General features: G+C 68.3%; 4 protein-coding genes. All 4 read right to left on the minus strand.

Annotation, left to right across the window (positions count from 1 at the left end; all coding sequences use genetic code 11):
• Positions 1–27: 27 nt before the first annotated feature.
• Entirely contained in the window at positions 28–12,411 is a 12,384-nt protein-coding gene (locus ACSYS9_RS13530) for a filamentous haemagglutinin family protein (RefSeq protein ID WP_071227955.1), read from the minus strand.
• A 196-nt stretch (positions 12,412–12,607) separates the two neighbouring features.
• Positions 12,608–13,783 (minus strand): substrate-binding domain-containing protein, encoded by a 1,176-nt coding sequence (locus tag ACSYS9_RS13535; RefSeq protein WP_071227954.1) that lies wholly within the window; start codon positions 13,781–13,783, stop codon positions 12,608–12,610.
• 400 nt (positions 13,784–14,183) lie between these two features.
• A complete protein-coding gene (locus ACSYS9_RS13540) occupies positions 14,184–15,359 on the minus strand; it encodes a substrate-binding domain-containing protein (protein ID WP_071227953.1) in 1,176 nt (391 codons plus the stop codon).
• Between the two features lie 272 nt (positions 15,360–15,631).
• Entirely contained in the window at positions 15,632–16,831 is a 1,200-nt protein-coding gene (gene gspF, locus ACSYS9_RS13545; RefSeq protein ID WP_071227952.1) for a type II secretion system inner membrane protein GspF, read from the minus strand.
• Positions 16,832–16,837 lie beyond the last annotated feature (6 nt).

Consider the following 16,837-nt stretch of genomic DNA (forward strand, 5'->3'; position numbering starts at 1 on the left):
GTCGGCACCTACCGGGGCGTGCTATGCCTATCGGCGCTGCGTGCCTTCGTCGCGGCTTGCCTGCGGGAACTGGAAGGCGCTGTTGGCGTCGTAGCCGCTGTTGGCAGTGGTACCGCGTGCCGGCGGCGCAATGCTGCTGGTGCCACTGCCGAAGCCGAGGATCTGCACGCTGATCACCGATGGCTGGTTGCGCCGCGCGTCGTCCTGGCTCTTGCGCATCACGTCCTGTGCCGCCTGGCTGGCGCTGTTCGCCGCTGCACTGGCCGAAGCCAGCGCATTGACGTTCACCGTGGCCAGCACCGGCAGGCCCTTGCTCTCACCCTGCACCTGGATGTTGGCCGCGTTGAGCACCTGCAGCGCGGCGAGGTTGATGTTGCCCGAGACACGGATGCCTGCTTCGCCCGCATCGATGGTGCCCAGCGGCGCGATCAGGTCGACGTCGCCCGGCGATACTTCGGCGATGGGGTTCAAGGTGGCGATGCCAGCACCGCTGGCGGGAGCCTGCGGCGACAGGATCACATTGCCCCAGCCGTCATAGACGCGACGCGGAGGCGTATACAGCAGCGTAGTCTGCGAACCGCGTCCGGCATTGATGTCACCCCGCTCCGACCAGGCCAGGATGTCACCACCGAACGTCGTCATCACCCGCGACAGACCCAGCAGCACGCTGTCCTGGCTGAACAGCCGGATATCGCCCTGCCCTTGGGTGACGAGGCCAGCGCTGGCAGGCGGCACCACGCCCTGTACGCCGACCACGATCTGGCCGCCCGGCGCCATCAGTTCGATGTGGCCGCCCGCCTCGGTGCGCACGCCGGAGCCGCCGTACATCACGATATCGCCAGTCCGGTCGATCGTCGCACCGGTCGCATCCTTGTCCGGCATCAGCGTGGCGATGGCTTCGCGCCCGCGCAGGTAGGAGCCGAAGCGGGGCCCTTCTGCATCGGTATACTCGCGCCCACCTTCGCGAAGCTCGGCATAATAGATCTGGCGCAGGAAGATGCGCTGCTGTTCCTGCGGCAGCGCATCGAACGCAGCCAGCGCCCCGTCACCGTCGGCAGCCACGCCGAAGCGTTGCTGCAGCCACTGCTTCAGTTCCTGGTCGTATACCTTGACTGCCTTGCCCGGCTGCGACGCAAGCGATTGCGCGGGATCGGCAAGGTTGACCGGGTCCAGATAGCGGGCACGCAGGGCCGCGAAATCGATCTGCTGGCTGCCGGCCGCAAGCGCGATGCTGGCACCGGGACGGGTGTCGCCCTGCACGATGCCACCGAGGCTGACGATGCTGCCCGCATCCTCCTGGCGCAGCTGGCGGCCGGCACTGATCTCGGTGTTGCCGGGGCCCGCGATGGTCGCGTTCAGATGCACGATATCGCGGCCCGCCGCCGCCACCGTGATGTCGGTGGGCGCGGTGTTCAGCGCGGTCATCGACACCCCGAGGATGTCCCGGCCTGCCCGCAGTTGCACGGCGCCGGCGGCCTCGAACCAGTTCAGCTGCGTGCGCTGCCCGACGTTGGCATTCAGCGCGCGCTGGGCGCCGGTGGCCAGACCGATGATGTCGCCCTGCACCGCGTAGAAACGGCTCGGCGCCAGGGCCGCAGACACGGTGGACAGCGGAGTATTCGGACCAAACGCAAACAGCGGAAGCGATGCCTCCGGCGATGCAATGTTGCCGTCGACCGACAGGTTGTGCCGCGAGCGGGTCACATTGCCGCTGGAATCCCCTTGCTCGGCCATGAATGCCGGGTCGAAGGGTCCCGGCAGGCGCGCGTCGCTGGCGGAGCGCGCGATCTGGGTCGCGCCACGCTGGGCAAAGATGCCGCCACCGGCCAGGACGTCCAGCCGTCCTGTCGCCGAGGGTGCCAGCAGGATCACATCCTGCGTCCCCGGCGTGGTGCTGATCCGGTCCAGCTTGATGTCGCCCTGCGCAGCAATGGCACTGAAGCGCGAAGGATAGAGCCAGTAGTTCAGCAGCTCCTCCCGGCTGCCCGGTGCCAGCGCAACCTGCTCGGGCCACAGATTGCTGCCGGTCACGTTATCCGGCCCGGCCAGGCCCGGCGCCAGGTCGCCACCGGCACTGAACAGGTCCACGGCGGTCGTGTCGGTCCACAGGGAGAACCAGGTGCTGCCCGCAGCGCGGCTGCCGTTGTCGTGCACCACCGCGCTGTAGTTGGCCAGTGGAACCCGACCGGCATCGGCGACGCCGCCGAGCACGACGTCACCCCGCGCCTGCAGCTGCGCGACCGCATCGCCCAGCACCAGCACCGGCCCGCCCATCGGGCGAGCGGCGTCGGCGGCGAACAGATCGGCCGCACGCAGCTGGCCCAGCGTCGCGTAGCTTTCCAGGGTGACGCCCATTGCACCGATGCGTCCCGCATCCAGCTGCAGGCTGCCACGCAGATTGCTGAAGGTACCGTTGAGGTCGAGATTCTGTCCCGCCCTGGAGGCATTGAGGCTGGAGAACGTCGCCCGCAGATTCGGATTCAGTGCGCCACCGATACGCAGTTGCAGGTCGCCGCCGCCGGTCAGGTGCAGCTGGCCATCGCTGACCCGGCCGGTCGATCCCACCGCCGCGATGATCGCACCCGAGCGCGGTGCGATCGTCGAGTCCAGCGCGTCACCTATCGCATCGCGCACGCCGGCGTCACGCCCGGCCTCCAGCGTCAAGTTGCCGCCGCCCAATGTACCGAAGCCGGTGAAGCCGACCATCCGCGGAGAGGCGCCAGCAGCAGCGGACACGTTGGTGTAGGCGCCAAAGTTCACCCACCAGCTGGTCGGCACCGGCTCCACGCCGGTGGTGCTGCCGGTTCCCTGCCGCCACAGCCAATTGCCGACCGCGGCACTGGAGTACAGCGCCCAGTCACGCTCGCTGGTGCCCGACTCTGCGCGCCCGGTCCAGACGTCACCGACGATATCTCGCCCGGCTTCGACGCGCAGGTTGCCGCCATGATCGGGATACCAGGCCTGATAGCCGGCCAACGCGGCATCATAGCTGCCCGGCACCAGGTTCGGACCCAGCAGTGCGGTGTTCCTGGGGGCTGCTGCACGGGGCGAATTGAAGGCAGCGTCGCGGCCCTCGCCCAGCGTGGTGGGAGTGCCCGCCGTGTACACACCGAAGCCGGACTTCATCACGACATCACCGGCAGCGAGCAGTTCCAGGTCCCCCTTGCCGGTGCGCAGCACGCTCCAGGCCGGCGTGCCCGCGCGCTTGCCGTAGGTGGTCACTTCGGTCTGCGTGCCACCGCCGGCGCAGTAGCTGGGTGCGGTGCTGCAGAACTCGTCTTCGGTCATGCCGAACATCGCCGCGAAGTCCTTCGCAGGGGTGCCCACGTAGGACTCATCGCCCCAGTAATCCAGCGAGCCCTGCGCGGCCACCTGGCGGGGGGCCGGGCCGCAGTAGTCAGCCGACATCGCACAGAACTCATCTTCGGTGAAGCCGTACATGTCGGCCAGCTCCGCGATCGGACGGCCCGCATAGGAGGTGTCGCCGATCCAGTCCAGCGATGCCCGCTCAGTCAACGCACGATCACCCACCCAAATGATTTCGGTCTTGACCGTACCGATCGAGCCCTGGTGGGTGTCGGCCAGCACCACGCTGCCTTCGGCGCCCCAGCGCCGGCTGCGTGGATCGGCCGCCCCGGAATCGGCACCGGCAACCACGGTCAGGTCCCAAGATGTGGTGCCCTCGGCCAGCATCGGCGCCAGCGCCCAGTTGCGCCCCTGGTTGCCGTTGGCATCGGCCGGCCGCAGATTCACCGGCCCGTTGCCGGGCAGCTCCACCTTGGTCAACGATGGGATGTAGGCGCCCACCTTGAGCTCGACTTCGCGTGCCAGGCGCAGCGCAACCGGCAGCACCGCGCCGGCGGGCCACTCCTGTGCCGCCATCTGTACGGCGCTGCGCAGGCGGAAGCCGGCCCCCAGGCGCGCACCGGCCGCCAGCACCAGCGGCTTCTGCAGCACGGTGCCCGCCGCCAGCGTCTGCCCGGAGTCGGTGGTCACCGCCGCACCCAGCACCGTGCCCGCAGGCAGGCGCAGGGTCTGCGAGATCACCATCGGCGCGGGCAGCACGGTACCGACCGGAAGCGTTACCGATTCGACCGGCACGTCATAGTTCAGGCGGGTGCCGGCCTGGAACTCGGTGCCGGGCTGCAGCTTCACTCCGTCCACCGGCACCACCAGGTCGCCACCGAAGGGGGTGTGCCCGGCGCTGCCATTGCGAGCCTCATACAACTGCCAACCGCCCTCGTCCGGCGTGGACGGCGGCGGTGCGAAACCATCGTTGATGCTGCCATGGACGTTGATGTTGCCTTCGGCGCGCAGTACCAGCGAAGCCGATTCACCGAAGCCACGCCGCGATGGATCGGCGCGGTTGGCTTCGGGCCCGTAGCGGTAGCCGGACAGATCGATGTCGCCGGCAATGGTCAGGTCGCCCTCGGGATTGGCCTCGCTGCGCCGCGCCACCACCTGCACGCCGGGACGCAGGCGGACGTCGCCCAGCGCGGCGGTGCGCTGCTGCAGATCCGGATTGCCCAGCGCGCCATCGATCCAGGCCACGCTGTGCGGATCGACCACCTGGTCCAGCCACTGCTGGGTGACCAGCTGCGCGCGGTTGCCGCGCACATCAGCGGTGCTGGCCAGGGGCGCATCGTCGTAGCGACGGACACCATCGAGCTGGATGTCGGCCGCGCCATCGATGCGCAGGCCGCTGGCCGCAGCAATCGCAGCGTCGTTGCTGCCCAGCCGCGGCACATCGATCTTCAGCGAGCCCCGCGCCATGCCGTCGTTCTGTCCAGGGACGTCACCGAGGGCAACGTCGCTGCCTGCACGCATGTCCAGGTGCGCCGCGCTGCCCAGACCAACGGTGCCTTCGGCGCTGCCCAGCGTGATGGTGGCCCGGTTCGGACTGTCGATGATCTTGCCATGGCTGTCCACGCGCAGGCCGGTACCGTGCGCGTCCAGCGTGCCGTCCACCTGCAACTGATCACGGGCGTACAGGCGGATGCTGCCGACCTGCTCGCCGCTGGCGTCGATGCGGCCGGCCACGGTCATGCTGCCCGCGTCGACACTGATGTCGACCCGGCGCGCCTTCACTTCGTCGCCGATCCGCAGATCGCCTTCACCGATCTGGAAGCTGCGACCACCGACGACGCCGCCGGCGGTCAATCGCTGGTTGAGGCCGGTGAAGTCCTGCAGCTGGCGTGCCCGCACCACAAGTTCACCACCGTCGTAGGGCACCAGCGTGCCACCGGCATCGTAGCGGCCACTGGCGGTGCCCTGCAGATCACCCGCCAGATCGGCTCGGCCGGCCATTGCGGTGACCGTCATGCGCCCGCCGCGGTTGTTGCGGGCGGAAACATCGATGCGGGAGGCCGCATCGGTGCGGATGTCCCCCGTGTCGCTGGACAGCAGGACATCACCGCCCCAGCTGAACTTGTCCACGTCGTACAGCGAGACCTTGCGCCCGGCAAGGTCCAGCGCCGCCCGGCTGCCAAGCGTGATGCCCTCGCGCGCGTTCGCAGACAGCCGTCCTGAAGCCAGCGCGATCGTGCTGTCCAGCGTGATCCGGTTGGCGTCGATGCTCAGCTCACTGCCCAGTGCATCGCCACCCGCCTTACCGGTGCCCCCCTGCAGGCGGAAGTCGCCGCCGGTGCGCACGCGCAGCTGCGCGGCGGGATCGGCGGTCAACAGCGGTGTATCGATACCCAGGCTGCCTCCGCTGTACTGCCAGCCCTTGTCGGCCAGATAGTCGCCGCGCTGCTGGAACACGTCCAGCGTGCCCTGCGCGGAGAACGACAGCTGCTCCGAAGCACTCAGGTTCAGCGCACTAAATCCGAGTACCTGACGGTTGGCAGGCACCTCGGAGCTGGGACGGCTGAACGGGGCGCGCGCCAGCTGCAGGTTGCGGGTGACGATGTCCAGCTGCCCCGCGCCGAGCCGGTCCACCATCGGATCGGCCGGCGGCACCGACGCATCGCTGCCCGGCGCCTGCGTCGCCGCCAGCGAACCGTCCCAGACCAGTGTGTCCACCAGGATGCGCGCACGGTCGCTCGCCGCACCATAGCCATGGATGGCCTGCGCGCCCAGTACCAGCGTCTGCAGGCCACCGCGGCCGGTGGCACTGTCGCGCGCATCCAGGTCGACGCTGCCGAAGACGTTGACCGAATCCCGTGCGACCAGGCTCAGCGTATCCAGCGCCGGTGCGCCGGTGGCATCATTGCCGCGCAGCAGCTGCTGCAGCACGGACTGGTTCATGGTCATGCCATTTGGCAACGCCCCTGCGGCCGCCGCCTGCGCGATCGCCTCGGCGGTGCCGAGGTTGAGCGCCGCCATGCTCACGCCAAGCTGACGCGTGCCATAACGGGCGGAATCGCGCATCTGCAGCACACCATCGGTGGCCACCCCGATGCTGCCATCGGACACCAGCCGTGCCTCGCCTTCGCAGTCGTTCTGGCAGCCGCCGATGTCGATCGCGACCGGCCCGGCCGCCACACCGGTCGTACCGGTGATCAGGTTCAGGCGCTGGTTCGAGACGGCCAGCAGGCCGCCATTGACCTGATAGGGCACGGTCGGCGCGGACGCGCTGTCGCGTGCGAAAGACAAGGTGTCGAGTGTCGCCCCGGCTTCGACCAGGATGCCGCTGCCACCGGACGCCGCAGCCACCAGTATCTCCGGTGCCTGCAGGGTCGCACCGGAGCGGATCGCCACATCGCGCACCGAGCCGGACACCGCCACCAGCGAAGCCGACTCGTTGAACTGTCCGCCGATCACCATGCGTTCCGGCCGCAGCGCATTGAGTGCGTCGTCGGTGAAGGTCGCGCCGCGATCGTGCGCCTGCGACGGACTGCCGGCAGCAGCGACCTCCAGCGAACCCACGGCCGGGCTGGCGAGCGTGGCGACCAAGGTACCGCCGCGTCCCTTTTCATTGGCCGCGGAGAAACGCGCCGTGCCGGCGAAGTCGATGGCCGCGGTTCCCTCGCGACCAGCGCCTTCACCCAGTGCCAGGGTCAGGCCCAGCGCATCGATGGTCTGCCAGCCGCGCGCCTCGCCACGACGGTCGGCGGTGGCCTGCACGAAGCTGTTGTAGCTGGTTTCGTTGTAGCCGGAATGCCGGCGTACCACCGCCGCCGGCGTCAGCAGGATATCGGTGAGCAGCGGCGACGCCACCCCGCCCAGTGCCGATCCCTGCCGGCCGGACACGCGCCAGGTACCGGTGCCGGTCTGGATCGGCTGTGGCACGCCGGAGGTCCCCATCGCGCCCAGCTCGACGCGGAATGCACCCGGCTGCAGCGCAAAGCTCGCCGGCAGCAATGTGTAGGTGCCCGCAGGCAGGCCGGGAACGCCGGCGGGTACGGTGATCTGCTGGCCCACCGCTGGAGCAGCGAAGCCATCATCACTGCTGGGTGCGAAGCTGCCGGCACGTCCCGGCACGATCGCGTACACCGGGTTGCCGGAGGCACTGAACGCATAGCGCGGGTTGGCATCGGCCAACGCGGTGCGCAGCACGTCGACGGAGCCACCGCGGCCTGAGACGAATGCCGCGCCGGTCAGTTCGCCGCCACCTGACACGTCCAGCAGCGCACCGGCATGCACATCCACGTCGTTGGCGGTAAGGGTCACGCCCTTGGACGCAATGCCGGCCGGCGTCAGTGACTCCAGGCTGCTGCTGCCCCTTCTCCACGACACACCGTCCACGGTACCGCCGTAGGGCAGCGCCAGACCTGCGCCACTGGTGGAGGTGATGCTGCCCGGCAGCAGCTCCACCCGGCTGGCGCGTGTGCCGCCCAGGACCAGGCCGCCCAGCTGCAGCGCCCCCATCGGCGCCTGCACGTTGCCGCCCTGCTGCACGGTGGCTGCCACCAGCTGCAACGCGCCCAGCGCTGACTCGGGCGGAGTGGTCGCCGCCGTACCCGTACCCCGGATGCGCAGCACCGCATCCGGATCTGACCAGTATCCGGGCGTCGCCACGGTCGCCGCAGACGCACCCGCGACCAGATAGCCCGTCGCACCGGAGGTGGGGTACAGCCGGGCGGCACTCACGTCCATCGACCCGCTCGCCATCAACGCACTGATCGATCCGCCGTTGGACACCGCGTTGAGCAGCCGCACGTCGCTGCGGCTGTCGAGCACGACCTGGTTGAAGCCGGGCAGCCAGGTGACATCACGGATGTCGATCAGATCAGCCCTCGCCGACAGCACGTGGTCGCCTTCCGCAGCCGACGCCACGGTATCGGTGACCACCAGGTTCTCACCCGGCAGCGACTGCCAGTGCGACTGTGCCAGCAGCAGGTGCGGAGCACTCAGCGAAATGCCGCTGGACTGCGGTGCTGCCACGGCCATGCCGAGGCTTGACTGCCCCTGTCCGTAGATGCGCAGGCTCTGGCCCATGCGCAGGTCGACATCGCCCTCCGCGCGGACGTCACCGAATACGGACAGGGTGTCGAAGCCACCGGCCTGGATCTGCTCCACCGACAGCGCCGCGTGCCCATACTCCAGCCGGTCCGGCAGCACCGCGTCGGCCGGGCTGCGCTGGCTGAGCGTAATGCCGCGCGCGCGCAGCACCTCCTTGCTCGCGCCGCGCGCATGAACGCTGCCACCAAAGGCCACGCCCAAGGTGCCGCCATGCGCGCCACTGCCGCCGGCAGAGGCATCCATTGCGCCGTCCAGGTACAGAGCGTTGGCCGAACGCAGCACGATCTGCCCGCCGTCGCTGTCTACCCGGGTGCGCCCCTTCCCGTCGACATCCAACGGCGCCGAGGCGCCCGCTGCCCGCAGCTGCGCGCCACGCTCGAGCACGACGAAGGCTTCAGGCGGACGGTTGTCCACCGACGCGGAGCTCTCCCAGTCGAGCGCGCCGCCGATCTCGATGCGCCCCCCCGCCCGCACCTGTCCCTGCAGGCGGCCACCGGCGTCGGCCAGTGACACCGCATCCGCACTGGCATCCAGCAGCGCACCATCGGCGAACCGCCAGGTCCGCTCGCTCCGCTGCCCGGCATAGAGCGTGGTCGGCAGGCGCACATCGTCGATGCTGATGCGTCCTCCCTGCGCACGCAGCGTGCCTTCCACATCGATGTTGCCGGCGCCGAGCAGGGAGATCGCCTGCCCCGGGTCGACCTCGATCAGTGCGGCCTTGCCCACCCGCAGGTCGCCGCCGACGCTGTTGCGATCCGAGCGCAGGCTCACGCTGGCACCGCTGCGCTGGCGGACCAGCCCGCTCATCGGATCGGCACTGTAGAGCGGTGCCAGCCAGCTCTCCAGTGCCTCCTTCCGGTCCGTCGCGACGCGCGCGTCTGCGGTCATCCGAAGGCCCGGCATGCGCGCTGCCAGCTGCGTGCCATCGGCAACCTCCAGCCCTTGATGGCCATTGATGTCGTACTGGGCAAAGCCACTGCCGAACAGGCCGGCATCCACCTGCAGCGCTGCTGGGTCCGCCGGATCCGCATCGCCCACCCGCACCCGGCCACCGGTGCCCAGCGAGAACGTGCCGCTGCCCTGGCCACGGCCACTGAACCGGCTCCCCTCGCCCAGCTGCACCCGGCCACTGCCGTCGGTCGCAACTGTGCTGCTGTTCGCCTGCAGGCTGACGCTGCCCCCTTTGCCGATGCGGCCCTTGCCGCGCAGGTCCAACGCGGCGCCGGCCTCCACGTCAACCGTTGCCTCGGCGCCCACGACCACGTCATGACTGTTGCTCAGGCTCAGGCGACCGCCATCCGTCCAGGCACCGCTCGCGTCGAGCGGCATCGCCAGTGACGCATTGCTCCATTCACCGGAGAGATCGATCCGCGTGCCGTCGGCAATGGCGGTGCGGGCGCGGCCATCGTGCAGCAGCGCCGTCGGCCGGCCCTGGACGTCCAGCAGGTTGCCCGCCGACAGCTGGCCGCCGGCAATGCCGATGTCGCCTGCCAGTTCCACCTCGCTGCCGGTCAGATTGAGCTGTCCGCCTGCCTGAAGGCGAAGGCTGCCATCGATGCGGATGCGATCGGCGGTCGCCAGGTCGATCCGTCCCCACTGCTGGGCACTCAGCTCTGCGGTATCCAGCCACACTGTGTCACGCCGCTCCTCGTTGACCGGCGCCAGCAGCGACCACGCCGCCTTCGTCGGAGCCTTGTCATCCAGGCGCACCTCCGAGCCGAACACACCGCTGCGACCCTGGCCGTCGTAGCGCCCCAGGTACAGCTGCGCATTGCGCGCGACCGCCGTCTGCGCCTGCGCATAGCCGTCCAACCCGGTATCCGGCCTGCGGTTCTGCTGCGCGCCCTGGAAGGTGGCAGTCTCAACCTTCCCGTCCAGCACCGCAGTGGGTGCGGAGACGATCAGGCGTCCTGCATCACGGCCGACCGTGTACCCATTATCGACACGCTGCGCCGCGAATACGATCGGATCACGGAAGGTCTCGGTGATGCCCCAGCGCTCCTGCTTTACTTCGTGGCCCCTGTACAACCCATCGAACAGCATCTCCGCCGGCGCATCATCAAGGCGGTAGACCTGGCCATCGACGCCGCGCACCCAGCTCTGCCGGATCACGCCGCTCTGCACATCCAGGCTGCCGCCGGCAAGGTTGATGCGTGAGCCGCCATGCGTGATCACTTCCCTGCCGCCCAGCAGGACGGTGCCTCCCTGCGCGGCCCATTCGCCGATCGAGTGCCCCTGGTTGTCGAGATAGCCACCCACTTCCAGCAGGCCGCCTGCAGCGTACCAGCGCTCACCCTCGTAGCCCCCGGTACCGGCCGGAACGTGGACCAGCCTGCGGCGGTCGACCCAGACTTCGCTGCTGGTCAGCTTGCCGCTGTCGCGGTTGTCCAGGGCGTCGCGCAGTTCGTTGCCCTGCACCTTGACCTGGACATTGTTGCTCTCCATCGACACCTGTACGCCCACTGCGCCGGACACGTCCACGCGCGCGGCGTCGCCTACGTAGCTGCGGGCCGCCGCATCGGCGATGATCTGGCCGCCCGTGGCAACCGTCAGCGAATCCGCACTGAAATGGATGTTGCCACCCGAAACGATCTCCACCCGCGACTGGTCCCGGCGATCATTGTGCTGGGACAGATTGTCGAAAGTTGCCGAGCGCGCGCCGGCGCGGATCGCGTCCTGCTCTGCCGACTCCTTGATGAGGCTGTTGCGCTGGGTATCCAGCACCGTGGCCTTGCCATCGTCCTCGATCAGCACCGCCGTGGTGGCTCCATCGGCAAGCGTGACGCTGCTGCCGGCATCACTGGCCGAAGCCAGAAGATGCACGGTGCCGCGCTGCGCAAGCGTGGTGCTGGCCACGGCCACACCGGCCTGCTCGACGCTGCGCCCGGCCAGGGTCACGTCACCCTCGCGGGCGCGCAGCAGGCCGGTGTTGCGCACGCTGCCAGCCGTGCTGCCAGCGATGAAGCGCGGCGCGATTTCATTGCCGCGGGTGGTGGAGCTGGTATTGGTCGCCGTACCCACGCCGCGCCGGATCACGAAACTGTCACCGGCAGCGAGCTGCACCTGGCCTTTGCGCGCCTCGATATGTCCTGCATTCTCCACGCTGTGCCCGGCCAGCAGCACGTAACCACCGCCGCGCGTCGCACTGGTCGGCTCATGGGTCGCGATGCGGGCGCCCTGCTCCACCATCACCTTGCCGAATGCATCGCTGAGCGCGCTGCTGCTGGCGTCGGGGCTGTACAGGCCATTGTCGCGGAACTGCGCATCGCTGATCCGTGCTGCAGCCGCCAGCAGATTGCGTACATTGACCTGGCTGTTGTTGCCGAACACCACCCCGTTGCGGTTGGCCACGAACACCGTGCCATTGGCCTTCAGCTGGCCCAGGATCTGGCTGGGCCGCGCCTGCGGATCATTGACCCGGTTCAGCACGGCCCAGTCAGGGTTCTGCAGGAAGTTCAGCGTGGTGTTGCCGCCGATGTTGAAGGTCTCCCAGTTCAGGATTGCCTTGTCCGCGGTCTGCTCGACCGTGACCTGCACCCGCCCGTCGCTGCCCTGCGACTGGATCGCCTCGCGCGCATTGAGCCAGCCGCGGGTCAGCGGGTTCTGGTCGACGCTCAGGCCGTCCTTGCCGAGGCCATCGGCAACGATGAAGCCAGCCTCGCGGCGCGCCTGCCGCGCCTGTTCCTGCAAGCGCTGCTGCAAGGCAATCGCCTGCGCCGCGGTGCCGAGATTGTCGATCGACTGCTGCAGCTTCTGCCGTGCTGCATCCTGCTGCTGGGCCGGCAACTGGAACTGGATCGGCACACCGTTGGGCATCCGGCCACTCTGTGCCGCGCTGCCCTGAGCCGCGCCCCGTTCGGCGAACCAGCCCGGGCTGAACGCCTGCTGCGCCTGGCTGGCCGGGGCCACCATGCTGCCCAGTGCGACCGCGATGGCCCACGCCATCGGATGATTGCGGCGCATCGGCGCGGCCGGATGAACAGCGGACGGGAGCGGGTGCGACATCGGAACCTCATCAACCTGGGGGCCGCGGCTGCGGCGACGATCGGGGAGGCACGCGCAACGCATGCCCTGCCCCTGATAGACGGTTCACGTGACACGAAGCCGACAGCGAAACGCTGCAGTGGCACCGTCGCGGAAATGGCGACGCCGGCCCAGGAGGCCGGCGTCGGGTCAAGCAGGACTCAACCAGTGCTGCGGATTACAGCGGACGACCGATGCCCGAGCAGGTGCTGGGGTTGTTCAGGCCGGCAGCGCTGCTGGCCAGCACGAAGCGGTTGCGGATCGCATCGCGCCACATCTTGGGCAACGGGGCGAAGCCATGGCCGGTGATCGATGCCTCGTAGGCTGCCGGGTAGGCCGCCGAATAGTGGCGAGCCAGGAAACCCCTCAGCTTATTGGCAACCGTCTGATCCTTGTAGCACTGACCAATCAAGAGGTACGTGTAGCCGATGATGGGGTAGATGACTGAAGGATTGCCCATGTAGGGAGCCCAGTTGGCAGGGTCCTGAGCAGCGATGCCGGACGGAGGATCGAAAACAGTCAGGATGAATTCCCATTGCGCCCGATCCGGCGAGAAGCCTCTGACCTTTGCGACCTTGGTCGCATCGGTCAGGCTCGGGATCACGTCCGGCCCGGCGTAGCCGATACGGCCTTCAAACGCGTAGACAGCGTTGTACAGCGAGGTGTCCCCGGTGGCCGGGGCGGCCACCAGGAACCCCGGCAGGCTGCCGTTGGCATCGCGCTTGTAAAGGTCGGCGAAGGTCGACTTGATGGCGAACGTGCCGCCCACCAGGTTCGAGGTCTCAGCCCGCTCACGGGCGCAGTTAGTGGCAAGGAATCGGGTGAGAATCTCGCTGGTTCCGCTGCTTTCCGGACGGTACACGACCTGGATCGGGCCGCTGCGGTCGGTGTCGATGGTCGACCAGTCGCTGATCGCACCCGAGAACACGCCGCAGATCTGCGCCACGCTCAGGTCCACCGCCGAACCGGCCTTGTTGAACGGGATGGTGACCGAGGTGGCCACCGACGGCACCTGGATCAGCGCGCCGTAGCGGTTGGCGTTGGTCGGCCGGTTGAAGTTGGTGGTGTAGGTACTCAGCTCGGCGCTGCTCAGCACCGAATCGCTGCCAGCGAAATGGACGGTGCCGGTGGTCGAGAACAGCGCCGAATTGTTTTCCAGAAACGCCTTCTTGCCGGTACCCGATCCGGTCACGGCGTAGCTGAAGTTCGCCGGCAGGATGCTGTCGGCCGAACCCTTGTAGAGGTCGGCGGGCAGCGAGGCACCGCCGCCGGTAACGGTCTGCGCCGAGGCGGCGCCCACGGTAGCGAGCAGCATGGTGGCAACCAGCGCGGCGAGAGTCTTGTACTTGTACATGATCTTCTCCTGAAGGGTTTACTGCGAAGGGAAACGCCAAGGGAGGTACCGTTACTGCACGCCTACTGTCATCTCCCAGCCCGCTGCATGAGGACACGTCCATCCTCATTCGTGCCTACGCGAGCTCTGCAGCGCAGCCCCGTGTTGCCGGACCACCAACCGCAGCTGGAGGCGTCCGACGTCGTGCATTCGCCTGATGCGAGTGACCGCGCACTGGACCGCACCGGCGGCGGTGATCGGAGACACGCGCAACGCATGCCCTGCCACTGATAGACGGTTCGCGTGACATGAAGCCGACAGCGTGCAGCGGACCATGACGTTGCACGCCGCACGGCGGAAATGGCGACGCCGGCCATAGGGGCCGGCGCCGGGTCAAGCTGGGTTCACGCGGTGCTGCGGATTACAGCGGACGGCCGATGCCCGAGCAGGTGCTCGGATTGTTCAGGCCGGCCGCGCTGCTGGCCAGCACGAAGCGGTTGCGGATCGCATCGCGCCAGGCCTTGGTCAGCGGGATGAAACCATGGCCGGTGATCGACGCCTCGTAGGCCGCCGGGTAGGTCGCCGGATAGTGACGGGCCAGGAAGCCGCGCAGGCTGGTGGCAACCGCCGAATCCTTGTAGCACTGGCCGATCACCAGGTTGGTGTAGCCGGCAATCGGATAGCCGGCCGACGGGTTGCCGAACACCGGCACCCAGTTGGCGGGGTTCTCGGCAGCGGTGCCGGTCGGCGGAGCGACAGTATCCAGGGTGGCCTGCACGCTCACCTGGTCAGGCGAGAAGCCCTTGACCTTGGCAACCTTGGTCGCATCGGTCAGGCTCGGGATCACGTCCGGGCCGACGTAGCCGATGCGGCCATCCGCCGCATAGACAGCGTTGTACAGCGAGGTGCCGCCCGTGGCCGGCGCGGCAACCAGGAAGGCCGGCAGATTGTTGTTGGCATCGCGCTTGTACAGGTCGGCGAAGGTCGACTTCACGGCGAACGTGCCGCCGACCAGGTTCGAGGTCGCAGCCGGCTCGGCGGCGCAGGCGGCAGCCAGGAAGCGGGTGAACATTTCGCTGGTACCGCTGCTTTCCGGGCGGTACACCACCTGGATCGGGCCGCTGCGGTTGGAATCGATGGTCGACCAGTCGCTGATCGCACCCGAGAACACGCCGCAGATCTGCGCCACGCTCAGGTCCACCGCCGAACCGGCCTTGTTGAACGGGATGGTGACCGACGTGGCCACCGACGGCACCTGGATCAGCGCGCCGTAGCGGTTGGCGTTGGTCGGCTGGTTGAAGTTGGTGGTGTAGGTGCTCAGCTCGGTGCTGCTCAGCACCGAATCGCTGCCGGCGAAGTGCACGGTGCCGGTGGTCGAGAACAGCAGCGAGTTGTTTTCCAGGAAGGCCTTCTTGCCGGTGCCCGAACCGGTCACGGCGTAGGTGAAGTTCGCCGGCAGGATGCTGTCGGACGAACCCTTGTAGAGGTCGGCCGGCAGCGAAGCGCCGCCGCCGGTAACGGTCTGCGCCGAGGCGGCGCCAACGGTGGCGAGCAGCGCGGTAGCAACCAGCGCGGCCAGGGTCTTGTACTTGTACATGATCTTCTCCTGAAGGGTTTACTGCGAAGGGAAACACCAAGGGAGGAACGGTCACTACACGCCTGCTGCCGCCGAGGGCCTCCCAGCCCACTCTGCGGCGACGTGTCCATGCTGGTCCGCGCCGATGACAGGCCGCTTAAGAAACCTGTGGAAGATCGAAAAAAGGTGTGGAGGATTGTGTGGAGAAAATCCAGGTGTCACTGGATCCACGCCATGCGTGGACGCACCGCATATGACGCGCGTCGCGCGATCCATCCACGCATGGCGTGGAACTACTGCGCCAGCTGGTTCATTTCCATGATCGGCATCAGCACCGCCAGCACGATCGTCAACACCACGCCGCCCATCACCAGGATCATGGTCGGTTCCAGCAGTGCGGTCAGTGCCATCGCGCGGCGCTCGATCTCGCGCGAGATCGTCTGTGCAGCGCGGTCCAGCAGTGGCGCCAGCGAACCGGTCTTCTCGCCGCTGGCCACCAGGTGCACCAGGATCGGCGGATACACTTTCTGTACCTTCAACGCCGCACCCAGTGCCGCACCTTCGCGTACGCGCGCAGCCACATCATCGGCACAGCGCGCCAGCAGCGCATTGCCAAGCGTCTGCCGCGCCGCCTCCAACGCACGCAGCAGTGGCACACCGGCATCCAGCAGGATCGCCAGCGTCGAGGCAAAGCGCGCACTGTTCACACCCAGCGCGAAACGCCCGACCATCGGCACCCGCAGCAGCATCGCGTCCCAGCGCAGGCGCAGCTCGGGCCGGCGCAAGGCCAGTCGCCATGCCACCACCAGTGCACCTATTCCCAGCCCTGCCCACACGCCCCAGCTGCGCACGAACGCGCTGGCCGCCAGCATCACCTGCGTGAGCATCGGCAACGTCTGCCGCGCCTGCACGAACGCGGTCACCACCTGCGGCACCACGTAGCTGAGCAGGAAGATCACGATCGCCACCGATACCAGGCTGATCGCCGCTGGATAGATGAAGGCGGTCAGTACCTTGGCCTGCAGCGCGTTGCGTTCTTCGATGTAGTCGGCAAGGCGCTCCATCACCCGCGCCAGGTCACCGGAGTCTTCACCTGCGCCCACCAGCGCCCGATAGATCGGCGGGAAATCGCGCGGCCGCGCGGCCAGCGCAACAGTCAGGCGCTGACCAGCGCGCACATCGGCACGAACGGCAGTAAGCGCCTGCGCGACATGGGGGCGCTCAGCCTGTTCGATCACCGCGCTCAAAGCGCCTTCCAGCGGCAGGCTGGCGGCCAGCAGGCTGGCCAGCTGCCGCGTGGCCCACGCCAGCTCGCTGGCGGACAGCCGGCGCGTGCCCCAGCCACTGCCCGCACTGCGCGCCGCGCTGACCTGCACGGGCGTCAGCCCACGACCGCGCAGCACCTGGCGCGCGCCGCGCGGGCTGTCGGCGTCCAGCTGGCCCTTCTCGATGCGGCCCTGCGCGTTGGCGGCCTGGTAGTCGAACAATGCCATCGCTGC

It is taken from the genome of Stenotrophomonas sp. STK17_22 (genome assembly GCF_051983905.1).
GTDB lineage: Bacteria > Pseudomonadota > Gammaproteobacteria > Xanthomonadales > Xanthomonadaceae > Stenotrophomonas > Stenotrophomonas maltophilia_A.

Excerpts from the sequence above, each read along its gene's own strand:
- ACSYS9_RS13530 (WP_071227955.1), bottom strand. The coding sequence starts at position 12,411 with ATGTCGCACCCGCTCCCGTCCGCTGTTCATCCGGCCGCGCCGATGCGC.
- ACSYS9_RS13535 (WP_071227954.1), bottom strand. The coding sequence starts at position 13,783 with ATGTACAAGTACAAGACTCTCGCCGCGCTGGTTGCCACCATGCTGCTC.
- ACSYS9_RS13540 (WP_071227953.1), bottom strand. The coding sequence starts at position 15,359 with ATGTACAAGTACAAGACCCTGGCCGCGCTGGTTGCTACCGCGCTGCTC.
- gspF (WP_071227952.1), bottom strand. The coding sequence starts at position 16,831 with ATGGCATTGTTCGACTACCAGGCCGCCAACGCGCAGGGCCGCATCGAG.